Source organism: Hyphomonas sp. (assembly GCF_046313975.1).
In the GTDB taxonomy this organism is placed as follows: Bacteria; Pseudomonadota; Alphaproteobacteria; order Caulobacterales; family Hyphomonadaceae; genus Hyphomonas.
This window is the reverse complement of sequence record NZ_JBKBXB010000019.1, coordinates 15,697-29,121: the sequence shown is the minus strand read 5'-3', so window position 1 is coordinate 29,121 and position 13,425 is coordinate 15,697. Positions and strand designations below refer to the sequence as shown.

The 13,425-nt window shown below is 63.3% G+C and carries 12 protein-coding genes and 1 riboswitch; of the genes, 8 read left to right on the top strand and 4 right to left on the bottom strand.

Annotation, left to right across the window (positions count from 1 at the left end):
• Positions 1 to 59 precede the first annotated feature (59 nt).
• On the bottom strand, positions 60 to 407 hold the full coding sequence (locus ACK4TE_RS08660; RefSeq protein ID WP_409911098.1) for a DUF3088 family protein: 348 nt from the start codon (positions 405 to 407) through the stop codon (positions 60 to 62).
• A gap of 31 nt (positions 408 to 438) precedes the next feature.
• The gene (locus ACK4TE_RS08655) at positions 439 to 876 is read right to left on the bottom strand and encodes a cyclic nucleotide-binding/CBS domain-containing protein (protein ID WP_409911097.1); all 438 of its coding nucleotides are present in this window, start codon (positions 874 to 876) and stop codon (positions 439 to 441) included.
• A 168-nt stretch (positions 877 to 1,044) separates the two neighbouring features.
• On the opposite strand from ACK4TE_RS08655, the gene ACK4TE_RS08650 reads away from it, so the two are divergent.
• Complete coding sequence (locus ACK4TE_RS08650; protein WP_409911096.1) at positions 1,045 to 1,857, top strand: enoyl-CoA hydratase/isomerase family protein; 813 nt, start codon at positions 1,045 to 1,047, stop codon at positions 1,855 to 1,857.
• A gap of 484 nt (positions 1,858 to 2,341) precedes the next feature.
• On the opposite strand, the gene ACK4TE_RS08645 is transcribed toward ACK4TE_RS08650, so the two are convergent.
• On the bottom strand, positions 2,342 to 4,303 hold the full coding sequence (locus tag ACK4TE_RS08645) for an alpha/beta hydrolase family protein (RefSeq protein WP_409911095.1): 1,962 nt from the start codon (positions 4,301 to 4,303) through the stop codon (positions 2,342 to 2,344).
• Between the two features lie 154 nt (positions 4,304 to 4,457).
• A riboswitch (SAM riboswitch) is annotated at positions 4,458 to 4,535 on the top strand.
• A 64-nt stretch (positions 4,536 to 4,599) separates the two neighbouring features.
• Here ACK4TE_RS08645 and metA point away from each other — a divergent pair.
• Entirely contained in the window at positions 4,600 to 5,532 is a 933-nt protein-coding gene (gene metA / locus ACK4TE_RS08640; protein ID WP_409911094.1) for a homoserine O-succinyltransferase, read from the top strand.
• On the opposite strand, the gene ACK4TE_RS08635 is transcribed toward metA, so the two are convergent.
• The gene (locus ACK4TE_RS08635) at positions 5,465 to 6,790 is read right to left on the bottom strand and encodes a Y-family DNA polymerase (protein WP_409911093.1); all 1,326 of its coding nucleotides are present in this window, start codon (positions 6,788 to 6,790) and stop codon (positions 5,465 to 5,467) included. The genes metA and ACK4TE_RS08635 overlap by 68 nt on opposite strands.
• Before the next feature lie 108 nt (positions 6,791 to 6,898).
• Between ACK4TE_RS08635 and ACK4TE_RS08630 the strand changes: the two genes are divergently transcribed.
• The 6 genes from ACK4TE_RS08630 to ACK4TE_RS08605 all read left to right on the top strand — a co-directional run bounded on the left by ACK4TE_RS08630 (position 6,899) and on the right by ACK4TE_RS08605 (position 13,421).
• Positions 6,899 to 8,059 carry an acyl-CoA dehydrogenase family protein gene (locus ACK4TE_RS08630; RefSeq protein WP_409911092.1) on the top strand — a complete coding sequence of 387 codons (1,161 nt, stop codon included), beginning with the start codon at positions 6,899 to 6,901 and terminating at the stop codon, positions 8,057 to 8,059.
• Complete coding sequence (locus tag ACK4TE_RS08625) at positions 8,059 to 8,946, top strand: lysophospholipid acyltransferase family protein (protein ID WP_409911091.1); 888 nt, start codon at positions 8,059 to 8,061, stop codon at positions 8,944 to 8,946. The genes ACK4TE_RS08630 and ACK4TE_RS08625 overlap by 1 nt, the downstream gene beginning before the upstream one ends.
• Positions 8,947 to 9,013: 67 nt before the next feature.
• The gene (locus ACK4TE_RS08620) at positions 9,014 to 10,129 is read left to right on the top strand and encodes a DUF3667 domain-containing protein (RefSeq protein WP_409911090.1); all 1,116 of its coding nucleotides are present in this window, start codon (positions 9,014 to 9,016) and stop codon (positions 10,127 to 10,129) included.
• A gap of 81 nt (positions 10,130 to 10,210) precedes the next feature.
• Complete coding sequence (locus ACK4TE_RS08615; RefSeq protein WP_409911089.1) at positions 10,211 to 11,923, top strand: amidohydrolase; 1,713 nt, start codon at positions 10,211 to 10,213, stop codon at positions 11,921 to 11,923.
• The gene (locus tag ACK4TE_RS08610; RefSeq protein WP_409911088.1) at positions 11,920 to 12,267 is read left to right on the top strand and encodes an MmcQ/YjbR family DNA-binding protein; all 348 of its coding nucleotides are present in this window, start codon (positions 11,920 to 11,922) and stop codon (positions 12,265 to 12,267) included. The genes ACK4TE_RS08615 and ACK4TE_RS08610 overlap by 4 nt, the downstream gene beginning before the upstream one ends.
• The gene (locus tag ACK4TE_RS08605) at positions 12,264 to 13,421 is read left to right on the top strand and encodes an acyl-CoA dehydrogenase family protein (RefSeq protein WP_409911087.1); all 1,158 of its coding nucleotides are present in this window, start codon (positions 12,264 to 12,266) and stop codon (positions 13,419 to 13,421) included. The genes ACK4TE_RS08610 and ACK4TE_RS08605 overlap by 4 nt, the downstream gene beginning before the upstream one ends.
• The last annotated feature ends 4 nt before the right edge of the window (positions 13,422 to 13,425 follow it).

The window sequence follows — 13,425 nt, the reverse complement described above, 5'->3', positions numbered from 1 at the left end:
GTTCTGGTTCTGCTGCATTGAGAGGACCATGACGCTGCGGGAGCGCAAGGGGGCGGGCATCAACTCCCGCGCGGTTGCGGCGTACCGTGAAGCCCCGCGAAGTGTCTGGCGATCAGGCGGGCAGAGGGCAGGTAGGTGTGCCCGTTCGCTTCGGAATAGGGAACGCCGTCCGCTCGCTGCGACTTCTCCGCCAGCACCAGCGTCGGCGCATTGAAATGGCCCGGGCCGAGCAGGGCGGTTATCTCGGCGCGCGGCTGGTCAATGCCGACATAGACGATCCGAAGCGTCTCCTTCAGCGCCGGAAACCAGCTGAGCAGGCCCCAAAGCTCCGCGCATTCCGGGCAGAATTCGCGGCGCCCGTTTGCGGCAAATCCGGGTGGCAGCAGAAACAGGGTATCGCGCGGCATGGAGGGCAGCTCCGTCTGGTGCTACCTCGTCTTAGCCGCGCGCGATGGCGATGTCTCTCAGAACGTTGATCTCCAGTTCGTCGATTTCGTGCAGCTTTTTCAGGATCTGCCGGATGCCGACGACCGCAATCGGCCGGCCCTTCTCTGCGGTGACGACGATGTGCCGGATGCGATGGAACGCCATCAGCTTCACCGCCGCATCGAGCCGAGTGTCTTCCGTCACCGTGATCACATTGCGCGTCATCCAGTCCTCCACCTTGGCATTGCCGACCGACCCGCCCCCGGCATAGAGCGCGCGGATGATGTCCTGGTCCGACAGGATGCCGGCAAGCTGGCCGGACGGGTTGGTTACGGCGATGGCATTGGCGCTGTCGCTGACCAGCCGGATTACGGCCGTCATCAGATGGTCGTCCGGACTGCAGGCAAGCAGCGGCGTGTTCCGGGGGCCGATCAGGGATTGCATGGTCATGGCACGCTCCATCGCTTGCGAGCGGGGCTGCGCCGGGCAGGGACTGGCGCGCCCCGTTACCGCAGGGAAGGATGCCACCGGCACGCCGCACTGGCAAGGAAATCCGGCAGGCCGTGACTTCTCTCACCGCCGCATTAGGGTGGCGGCAAACAGACAGGGAGACAGGCGATGAGCGCGGCATATGACATCACGAAGGACAAATGGGAGCGCTTCACCTTCGAGCGAAAGGGCCGTGTACTGACGGCTTACATTACGTCCGACCACCCGGTGAACGGTGTCGACGAGGCGATGCACACCGAGTTGGCGCTGGTCTTCAACTGCCTGCAGCGCGACAGCGAGAGTGACCTGATCATCCTTTCCGGCAAAGGCAGGGCATTCTGCGCGGGCGGGGATTTCGACTGGTTCGAGGAACAGATCGCCCACCCTGAACGCTTCCGCGCCATTGGCTGGGACGCAAAGCAGATCGTCGTCACGCTCTTGCAGATGGAAAAGCCGATCCTCTGCCGCATGAACGGCGCAGCAGCCGGGCTGGGCGCAACGATTGCACTCCTCTGCGACGTGATCATTGCCGACGAGACGGCGAAGATCGGCGACCCGCATGTGAAGGTAGGCCTCGTGGCCGGCGATGGCGGCGCGCTGATCTGGCCGCAGCTGATCGGCTTTGCGAAAGCAAAAGAACTTCTGATGACCGGCGACCTGCTGGATGCCAAAGAAGCCCAGCGCCTTGGCCTCATCAATTATGCCGTACCTGGATCAGAGCTGGACGCGAAAGTCGCCGAGATTGCCGGCAAGATCCTCGCCAACCCGAAATGGGCCGTGCGCTGGACGAAGACGACCGCGAACATCCCGCTGCGCGCGCTCGCCGCGCAGCTGATGGATGCCAGCATCGGCTGGGAAAGCGTCTCGAACTATCTCTCCGACCGGCGCGAAGCCGTCACCGCCTTCAAGGAAAAACGCGCGCCGAAACTGACGGGGGATTGAGAGGTTTACTCTCAGGTATCGGCGGAGCGTGTTGCGTTCAAAACGCCCTATGCAACACCGCCGCCCGGTGCCCGCCCTCACCCCTTGTCATCCCGGCGTAAGCCGGGACCCAGAAAGCACGGCAGAACAAGGTGTTCTGGCTTTCGGCTTTCGCCGGGATGAGCGGGATGGGAGATTTCGCAGTTTTCCAATCCGGTAGGGTCAGTGGCGGAGCTATTCTCCCTCCCGAAGCGTGAGGCCAAGGAGGTGTAGCCCTATCCTCACGCGGGTCGGCGGCGCACGGGATGGTCCCTGCATCGCTGGAATGCGGATGGGACCCTTCGCCCCCGGTGCACTGGGGCAGAGACAATCCCCACCACTTCACTACCAAGTCCTCAGACGCATGGGCGAAGCCCCATCCGCAGGACCCGAAAGCCAGGCAAAACCGGAAGGGGAGACCCTGTCCGGCTTCTGGTGTTTTCCGAAACGCCGGCAGCCTGAAGGATCAGCGTTTGCCAGGGTGGTTCTCTTCGAGGAATCGGAGGCTCTCGGTCAGAGTATCAGTGCGGGCTTTGGTGCTGCGCAGATAGTGATCTTGTCCATCCATCTCGATGAAGGTCAATCCTTTGCGTGTGCCCCAGGCCTTCGCAAAGTTCCGGGATTGCGAGGGCTCGACAACGACGTCGCTCTTGCCATGGATGAGCAGGACCGGCACGTTGAACTCGTTCGTACGCTGGACCGGCGTGACACTCTTGCGCATCTCCGGTGAGGAGAACTTGCCGCCGCCGACATACCGCGCCCAATAATTATAGGCCGCCCCATCGGAATCAAAGCGCGCCATATGGTCAAAAATGTCCGTCACCGGAGCAACCGCGACCACGCATGACACTTTGCCAGCGCCGCGCAGAGCGCTCATCAGCGCCGCATACCCGCCATAGCTCGCCCCCGCCACGCAGGCCTGACTGCCTTTGGATAGGCCGGACTCCTCAGCCCAGCCGATGGCATCAACAATATCATCAATCATCTTGCCGCCGAACTCTCCGAATCCGGCATCGCGGAATTCCGGTCCGTATCCGGACGATCCGCGGAAGTTCGGCTGGACAACGGCATATCCGGCAGCCGCATAGGCCTGTGACCACCAGTCAAAAGATGCGGAATCGCGCGCCTCCGGTCCGCCATGCGGCATGACGATCAGCGGGAAGGGACCGTCAGCTGGTTTCTTGCCCGGCGGAAGGGTCAGATAAGCGGGGATATCCAGCCCGTCACGCGCCTCGTACGAAACGGCGGTCACACTGCCTGTCTCGCGGCCCGTGAACTGAGGGGCGATATTTCCGAGCGGCTCGAGGCCGGACGCTGCGGCATCATACAGAAAGAAGCGCACGGGCTTTCCAGGTTCTTCGGCCGCAATCGTCATGATCGAGCGGTCAACGGAGATGGAGGCGATCCGCACCGTCATCCCCAGGATGTCTTCAAGATCGCTTTGCAGGGTCGCCAGTTCCGGATCGACGTAGATATGCTCCTGCAGATCATTGAGGTAGGAGAAGCCGATCACGGTTTCCATGCTGCCATCGTGCAGGACGCCAAGATTGCCCAACTCCTCGCCATTGATCTTCAACGGCTCCATCGCGCCGTCGCTCATGCGGATGCGGTGGAGGCCGAAATGACCGTCATAATCAGCCTGCACGATCACGCTCTTGCGGTCGTCTGACAGGCCCATGACGTCCATCGGCCAAACCGGCGCGCTCTTGAGTTCGAAGAAGCGGCGGCGGGTTTCTGCGTTTTCCAGTGCAAACTCGCCGCGCTGGTCGTTGTAGATCACGTTCACGACCGGCTTGCAGTCCTTGTCCACGAGCACATCGACCACGGAAGTGTTGTGAGATTTTTCCAGCTTGCCGCGTCCGGATTTCAGGTCGACTTCATAATTCTCCGCGCGGACGCCGCCTTTGGTCGTACGGATCTTGCTGCCGATGGGCGCATCACTGGACGCGCGCACGGTCAGCTGCATCATCACCTTGTCCGGCTTGGCCGCGCAGGTGGAGGAGACATGCGTCGTGTCGGTGTAGAGGCCGATATTGTTGAGCAGAATAGCATAATCGCCCGTCGTCACATCAAAGGACACAGCCCTGCGGAACTCAAAAAAGCGCAGGCCCGCAGATACAGCCATTCGCTCATACGAGGCGGCATTGCTGACAATGTGCTTGTCACTGGCCCAGTAGAAATTCAGCAGGCGGGTGTCTGCATTCCCCCGCAACACGCGAGGGTCGCCCGGCTGTTCTGCATCGAACACGCAGATGCCCGGCCAACCGCCCGGGCTGCAGCCCAGGGCGACATACCGGCCGTTCGGGGATATCTGAGCGTCCCAGACATCGTCGGCGCGCCCGTAAAGCGCAGCGACATCAGCACGGGCAGGGCCGACCGTCAGCCAGAAGGCAGCGGCCATCAGGGCCGACAGGGCGAAATGTTTCATGCTTTGGTCTCCGGCCGACTCTGCGGACAAATTCGCGTTTTGAGGGATCAATGGCAATCCTGCGCAGACAAGACAACCGGCTCATGCCGTTCGGCAGAGGGACTGCGCTGCGCTCCGATCCGCACGGATTTGACGCCGCCGCGTGGCCATACTAAATCCCGCCTGTGGTGATTTGGCCGGCCGGCTTGCAGCCACGTTAAACAAGTCGCTAAAGGGCCGAGATGCGGAGGGTGCTCCGCCTTTCCCCCCCATCGCGATGCGTTTGATCCCAAGCGGGCCGATGAGGACTTGCCGCCATGCCCATCCGCATTCCCGATACGCTGCCAGCCGCCGAGACGCTGAAACGCGAGGGCGTCGCCGTGATGCGCGAGATCGACGCGGTGCGCCAGGATATCCGCCCGCTGCAGATCGGCCTGCTGAACCTGATGCCGAACAAGATCCGCACCGAAACACAGCTCGCCCGCCTGATCGGCGCAACCCCACTGCAGGTCGAACTCACCCTCGTGCGTGTTGGCGGGCACCAGCCGAAAAACACGTCCGCCGAGCACCTGATCAGCTTCTACCAGACCTGGGAGGAAATCCGGGAGCGGAAGTTTGACGGCTTCATCATCACCGGCGCGCCGGTGGAGCAGATGCCGTTCGAAGCTGTAAATTACTGGAACGAGCTGCAGCAGATCCTCGACTGGACGCGCACGAACGTGCACTCGCCCTTCTATGTCTGCTGGGGCGCGATGGCGGCCGCGTATCATTTCCACGGCCTGCCGAAATACCAGCTGGGCGAGAAAGCCTTCGGCGTTTTCCGCCAGTCAAACCTTGCGCCGGCTTCGCCCTACCTTGCTGGCTTTTCGGATGATTTCCTGATCCCTGTCTCACGCTGGACCGAGGTGCGCCGCGAGGATGTACGCGCGCGCCCCGAACTCGGCCTGCTGGTCGATTGCGAGAAGACCGGCCCGAGCCTCCTGCACCACGCGCCGAGCCGCAGCCTCTTCATGTTCAACCATGTCGAATACGATTCCTTCTCGCTCAAGGAAGAGTATGAGCGCGACGTGGCGCAGGGCCTGCCGATTGCCGTGCCCCATAACTATTTCCCCGGCGACGACCCCACACGCCCGCCGCTCAACCGCTGGCGTAGCCACGCCCATCTCCTCTTCGGCAACTGGATCAACCAGACCTATCAGACGACGCCTTACCGGCTGGAAGAGATCGGCCAGGGCGTTCTGGTGGGTTGACGGGAAGCCCGTCAAAATCCTCCAGGCTGGGCACCCGGCCAAAGGCGATCTTGGCGCCGGCATAGCCTCCGGGTAGCTCGTTGCGGATGCCCAGCGAGATGGCCCCGCCGCCATAGCGCCGGTTCAGTTCGTCCATCACGTCCGTGATCTGGTCCCAGCGCGGCTCCCGGTCGTGTACGCCGGCCTGCTCGAACAGGTCTCCCGTCACTTCGCCCGGTCGGCTGATCCGGTGCAGCATGACATAGACATTCTGCAGCTTCCGCCCCCTGAGAGCAGGTTGCGCCGAATCGAACAGGCGGCTCACGGCACTGAGAAATGTATGGTCATCGCGGGCAGGGGAGAAATGCTCCGCACCCGACCATCCTGCACCTTCCGACACCGAGACCGAAATCTCGATTGCGCTGGCGTTATACCCCTCCCGCCGCAGCCTCTGCGCGGCTTTGGCTGTCAGCAGACGCAGGCATTCGCGCGCCTTTGCCGGGGATTGCCAGTCCTTCGCCAGAACGCGGCTGTGACCGAACATCCGTCGCGTGGGGCCGGGCTTCGACACGGCATAGCCATGCAGTTGCAGCCAGATCCGTTCGCCTTCCACGCTGCCCCATATCTGGCGGGCCTGTTTGGGGGAGGTATGCCAGAGCTGCGTCATTGTCGTGATACCCGCCGCTTCGAGGCGGCGGCGCATGCTGCCGGCAATTCCCGGCAGGTCACTCAGTTCCAGCGGCGCGAGTTGCTGAAGCAGCGTATCCGGATGAAGCACCGTCAGTCCCGCCGGCTTTTCCATTTCGGCGGCCACTTTCGCCAGGAACTGGTTCGGGCCGAGGCCGATGGATGGGGAGAGCACGGCGCCGACATTCTTCGCCAGCCCGTCGCGCAGGGCGTGTGCGATCTTCAGGTAGCGTTGCTGCTCGGTGCCGGTCAGTTCGCATTCCATCTCATCGACCGACCAGACCCGTTTGACGGGCACATGATTGTCGATCTCCTCAAGGATCCTGTGATGGAGGCGGACATACTCGTCATGCCGGGCCAGAACGAGGGTGATGTCGGGGCAGAGTTCCCGCGCCTCACTGACCGACATGCCGCGCTTCACGCCCGAGAGCCGGGACTGGTAGCAGCAGGCAATCAGGCTCGTATACTCTGAGGGCAGGGGAATGACGCCGACTGGCCGGTCCCGCAGCTCGGGCCTCAGCAGCTTCTCCGCATTGGCGAAGAAGGCGTCGAAATCGACATAAAGGGATTCAATGCCGGTTGGCTTGCGCATGGGGGTCTCACGCCATGAACATATAGGGAACAATTCGGGCTGTCGAGTCTCACCCCTTTCCCCGCTTGCCAAAGCGTCCCAGATAGCGGTGAAAATCCCGGGGGAAGTATGACCAGTTTTGCCGCCGAGCCTGATCACGTCGCCGAAATCCGCCGCCAGCTTTCGCGCTGGGTGGCGGAGAAGATGCCGCGCGAGAAGCGGCGGGAATGGGACAAGGCCGCGACCTGGGACCGGGGTCTGTTCCGCGAGCTTGCACAGATGGGCCTGATCGGCCTGACAATTCCCGAGGCATATGGCGGGCAGGGCGAGGATATCTATGCCGCCGCCGCCGTGATCGAGGAACTCTGCCAGGGCGGGCCGTCGATGGCGGGCCCCTACATTCATGCGGCCTTCTATGGCGGGCTGAATATCTCCGAGAACGGATCAAAGGAGCAGAAGGAAGCTCTGTTGCCGAAACTCGCGCGTGGGGAAATCTTCCTCGCCTATGGCCTGTCCGAACCGAATGTCGGCGGCGACCTGCCGAGTGTCGAGACACGCGTGGAGCGGGACGGCAGCGAGATTGTCATCCGCGGCGCCAAACGCTGGTGCACGGGCGCCGACTGGGCGGATTATATCTACTGCCTCTGCCGCTCGGGTGAGCCGGGCGCGCGTCACGGCAATCTCACTTTTGTCCTTGTGCCGACGAATGCCAAGGGCGTGACGATGCAGGCCATCGAACATGCGAACCTGCGCTATACGAAATCGATGGACGTTTATCTGGACGATGTACGCTTGCCGGAAAGCGCCATCGTCGGCGGGCCGGAAAAGTGGAACAAAGGCTGGGAGGCGCTGGCGGGCCGCGCGCTGGATGTCGAGAAGATCGAGATCACGGCAGTTGCCTATGGTCTTGCCCGCGCGGCGCTGGAAGAGGCCTGGCAATATGCGGGCGAGCGTGTGCAGTTCGGCAAGCCGATCGGCAAGCATCAGGCGGTTGCCAACAAGCTCGTCACGGCACGGACGAAACTCGCCGCCTGCCGGCACATGCTCTACCACGCCGCCTGGCTCGCCGGCACCGGCCAGCCCTGTTCGGCGGAAACGGCGATGGCGAAACTCTTCGTCGCCGATACCGGTGTCGAGATCGCGCTCGCCTGCCAGCAGGTGATCGGCGCCTATGGCCTCTCGGATGCCTATGACATCGAGCGAAATGTGCGCGACCTGCTCGGCATGCCCATCGTTGGCGGCTCGTCCGACATGCAGAAGAACAATCTGGCACGGATGTGGCGGCTCTGATGAAAGCCGAAGCGGCGCCGGAGCTTTCCTACGCGTCTTATTTCGACGATCCGCTGAAGCGCGCGCTCGTGCGGGCGGTGGAGCATGCGTCCGGCCAGCCGAAACTCGCAAAGCTCTACGCGCATTACCGCGAACACCTCGCCAATGATGTGCCGTTCTTCGAGGCGGCGGTGCGCCTGCTCGATCTGGATGTGAGCTTTCCTGCGGGCCGTCTCTCTGCGATGCCGGAGGAGGGGCCGCTGGTGGTTGTCGCCAACCATCCCTTCGGCGTGCTGGATGGTCTGGTCATCAGCTGGCTGATCAGTCTGCGGCGGAAGGATTTCAAGGTGCTCACCAATTCGGTGCTGGATGCTGTGCCGGAGGCGAAGCCCTACCTCTTGCCCGTCGAGTTTGCCGCCACGAAGGAGGCGGTCGCTGCAAATGTCGAAATGCGCCGCGCCGCGCTGGCGCATGTGAAAGGCGGGGGCTGTGTCGTCGTGTTCCCGGCGGGCGGGGTTTCCACCGTGCCGCGCCCGTTTGATCCGCTGGCAGTGGATGATGAATGGAAGCCTTTCACGGCGAAGCTGATCACGCACAGCCGCGCCTCAGTCACGCCGATCTTTTTCGACGGCCAGAACTCGCGCCTGTTCCAGATCGCCTCGCACCTGTCGTTGGAACTGCGCCTCGCCCTCGTCTTCCGCGAAGTGAAACGCCGGATGGGCGAAACCCTCCGTGTAGAGATTGGTGAAACCCTGTCTCCGGAAGCGCTGGAGGCCGCCGGCAAGCGCAAGGGACTGATGGAATTCCTGCGCGAACAAACCTACGGCCTTGCCTCTGACGGGCGGGCGGAAAGCTACCGCGAAGCGACCCGGCGTTTCCAGGCGAGAAAGCCGAAGATCTTCATCTGATGGCGAGAAGCCCGTTGCGTGAGACCGCGGAGCCTGTGACAAGGGCCGGGGCTCAGGAGTAACGGGTATGACCGACGATTTCGGCAGCGCGGCAGATACAGCCATCGAACATGCGGGCGCAGATGCGGCCGTCGGCCTTGCGCAGACCAAAGGCCCGCCTGCCAGCCCAAACTGCCTAAATTGCGGCACGCTGCTGTCCGGCGAATTCTGCCACCATTGCGGCCAGAGCGGGCAGAGCCTGCGCCGGCCTTTCTGGACGCTCGTCAGCGAAAGCCTCGAGACCTTCTTCTCGCTCGACGGGCGCATCGCACACACCCTGCCCAATCTCATGCTGCGCCCCGGCCGGATGACGCGCGACTACCTTGATGGCCAGCGCGCGCGGTTCATTCCGCCCTTCCGGCTGTATGTGTTTGCCTCGCTGATCTTCTTCGTGCTGTTGCCGCTGATGACAGGGCAAGGATTCGGTTTCGGGCCGCGAGCCTCCGGCAATCTTGAGGATGCCAGGGCGCAGGTCGAACGGGCTTTCGCCGAAGGCAATATGAGCGAAGAGGAATACCGCGAGGCGATCGAGGGGCTGGACCAACTTGATGCGCTCTGGAAGGGTGGCATCCCGGGCCTCGTTTCCAGTCCGCCGCCAGAGCCGGGTGCGGACGCGGCAGAAAATGAAACCGGGCCCGGCAGCCCGGACCGCGAATGGGTCGGCTTCATGCCGAAGGAAGCGCTCGATTCCGTGCGCGAAGCCGGCGAGCGGGGTGACAGGGACGCGGCGCAGTTTGCCGAAGTGATGGATGACCCGGCTCGTCTTGCCCGTCAGACACAGGAATGGATTCCGCGCCTGATGTTCGTGCTGCTGCCGGTCTATGCGCTGCTGCTTGCGGCGGTTTATATCTGGCGCCGGCAATTCCTGTTCTTCGATCATCTGATCGTCTCGCTGCATTTCCATTCGGCGCTGTTCTTCGCCATGTCTGTGGGCTTCCTCGTCTCGCTGTTGATCGGGTCGGGATGGGTCGTTCTGGCGCTGCTGATCTGGTCGAACTGGTATCTCTACCGGATGCTGCGCACAGTGTATGGCACCGGCCGGACAACCGCGGTGCTGAGAGTGCTGACGCTCGACAGCATCTATTTCTGCGTTCTCCTGTCCGGCATCCTGACCGCGGTGATCCTCGGCGCCCTGTCACTATAGGTGCTTGCCAAGCCGGGGGCGCCTCGCCGATGGTGCCGGGTGAAACGCTGGCGCAGTCGGGCGAGGGAGGACGACGTGTTGATGCAGGCCCGCACTCACCGGTGGATACTGGGCGCCCTTGGCGCAGCGTTGCTGGGCGCCTGCGCTGCAAAGCCTGTGGCGGCGGGCGGAGAAGGCATCACCGTGCTGATCAATGCCGATATCGTGACGGTGGATGAGGAACAGCCTTCGGCAGAAGCCGTCGCCATCCGGGAGGGACGAATCTTTGCTGTGGGCACCGCCGCCGATGTGCTGCAGGCCGCAGGACCGCAAGCCGTGGTGCGCGATCTTGGCGGGCGCACGCTGGTGCCGGGCTTCATCGATGCGCACGGCCACCTCGCGATCATGGCGCAGGTCGCCTCGATGGCCGATCTGCAGCCGCCGCCGGCGGGTGAGGTTTCCTCGATTGCGGACTTGCAGGCGAAGCTTGCCGGTTGGCGTGCGGCGCGCCCCGCAGCCCCGGCGATCACAGGTTTCGGCTATGACGACTCGCTGCTCGCCGAAGCGCGACATCCGGACCGGCATGATCTGGACGCGGTCGCCGCTGATGTGCCTGTAATCCTCTTGCACACGTCAGCGCATTTCATCGCCTGCAACTCTGCCTGCCTTGCACTGGCCGGCATCACGGCGGAGACGGACGATCCATTCGGAGGTGTCATCCGGCGCGAGGCGGACGGGGTGACCCCGAACGGTGTGCTGGAAGAAACGGCGATGTATCTGGTGCTGAAGCATCTTCCGGCCCCGGATCAGTCGATGCGAATTGCCGGGCTTGCAGCGGCGCAAAAGGTCTATGCCCGCGCCGGGATAACCACGGTGCAGGACGGGGCGACAACGCCGCAGCAGGTCGAGGATATGCGCAAGGCGGCTGCAGACGGCGCGTTCTATCTCGATATCGTCGCTTACCAGCATTTCGCGGATGGCACTTCCATCGGCGAAGATTTCACCAGTTCTCGGGCCTATGACGGCAATTTCCGGGTCGGCGGCATCAAGCTGATCCTTGATGGCTCGCCGCAGGGCAGGACCGCCTGGCTGACGAGGCCCTATGTCGTTCCGCCGCCGGGGCAGGAGACAGGGTATTCCGGCTACGGAACATATTCTGACGAGAGCGTCGAGGCGCTGCTGGAAGGGGCGCATGCGCGCGGCATTCAGGTGATTGCGCATGTCAACGGCGACCGCGCGATTGACCAGTTGCTGGAGTTTGAAGGGGCCATTCTCGGCACCTATCAGGATCAGGATGTGCGCACCGTCGCGATCCATGCGCAGACGGCGCGTGAGGACCAGCTGGACCGGATGGCGGAGCTTGGCATGGTGCCCTCCTTCTTCGCGGCGCATCCCTTCTTCTGGGGTGACTGGCACCGCGATCAGGTGCTCGGGCCGGAGCGTGCTGCAAGGATCAGCCCGCTCGCAAGTGCGAAGGAGAAGGGCCTCGCCTACACGATGCACACGGATTCACCCGTGGTACCGGCGGATTTCATGCGGCTCATCTGGGTGGCGGTGAACCGCGAGACGCGCACAGGTCAGGTGCTCGGCCCGGCAGAAAAGGCAGACCCGCTCGACGCCCTGCGCGCTGTCACGCTGAACGCGGCGCGGCAGTATTTCGAGGAGGCGGACAAGGGCTCGATCACGCCCGGCAAGCGGGCGGATCTCGTGGTGCTTTCGGCCAATCCGCTGAAAGTTGATCCGTCCACGATCAAGGACATCCGCGTGCTGGAAACGATCAAGGATGGCAAGGCCGTGTTCGGGGCTGCGGAATGATCAAGCCGGAGAAGCTGCGCGCCGAAGCTCTGAAACTACCGCGCGCTCTTGAGCGCCCGCATTTTGACTGGGCGAGTTTCCGGGTCGATGCGCCGAAAGGCAAGATATTCTGCACGCTGCCGCCGCACCATGAATTCTCGAACGTGTTCCTGACGCCGGATGAGCAGAAGATGCTGTGCGAGGCAGAGCCGGACATCTTCTTCCAGGTGCCGAACAAGTGGGGTCTGAATGGCGCGACTTCCATTCGCCTCGCGAAGTGCGATCTCGCCACGCTGCGCTCAGCGCTCATCATGTCCTGGCGCCACGCGGCGCCGGCAAAATTTCATGGAGAACTGAAATCGTGACCAGGATTGATCCGTTGACGGCGCTTCAGCCGCTGCTGCCCGAACTTGCTGCACGCGCGGCGGAAATGGAGGAGGCGCGCCGCCTGCCCGCTGACCTTGCGCAGAAGATTGCCGCAACCGGCGTGTTCCGGATGGTGACGCCGAAAGCGTTCGGCGGCCTCGAGTCCACGCCGCGCGAGATGGTGGAAGTGACCGAAGCCGCCGCCCGCGCGAATGCCAGCGCCGGCTGGTGCGTGATGATCGCGGCGACCACCGCGCTGAACGCCGCCTATATGGACGCCGAATACGCCCGCGCGATCTATGGCGACCCTATGGCGATCACCGGCGGCGTGTTCGCGCCGATGGGGCGCGCGGTGCCGGAAGGGGACAGCTACCGCGTCACAGGGCGATGGCAGTGGGGCTCGGGCTCGGCAAATTGCAGCTGGCTTTGCGGCAGCTGCACGATCTGGGAAAACGGCGAGATGCTGCGCCTGCCCTCCGGCGCGCCGGACACACGGATGATGGTGTTCCCGGCTTCCGATGCGGTGCTGCACGATACCTGGCATGTGATGGGCCTGAAAGGCACCGGCTCCGGCGATATCGAGGTGAAGGATATCCTGGTGCCGAAGGGGCGTTCGGTGTCGCTGGTCTCTGACAAACCGAAAGTGCCGGGTGCGCTCTACAAGTTCCCGGCCTTTGGGCTCTTGTCGCTGGGCGTGTGCGCAGTGGCGCTTGGAAACGCGCGCGGCGCGCTCGATGCGTTCCATGCGCTGGCGACCGTGAAGAAAAGCCAGGGCTCGGCCAAGACGCTCGCCGAACGCCAGATGATGCAGGCGGCGTATGCAAATTGTGAAGCGCAGTGGCGCGCGGCGCGGGCGTATCTGTTTGCCGAGATCGACCGGGTCTGGACGGCTGCACAGGCGCCGGGCGAGATTCCGATGGAGTTGCGTGCCGACCTTCGCCTTGCCTGCACGCACATGACACGCACGGGCGCGGAGATATGCCGTACACTGTATGATCTCGGTGGCGGCGCTGCGCTGTTCGAGGCGAGCGATCTGCAGCGCCGTTTCCGCGATGCGCATGCAATCACGCAGCATATCGTCACGGCGCCGTCGACCTATGAGCTGACCGGCCGCATCCTGTTCGGCCTGCCGACGGATGCGGGGATGGTGTAGCGCG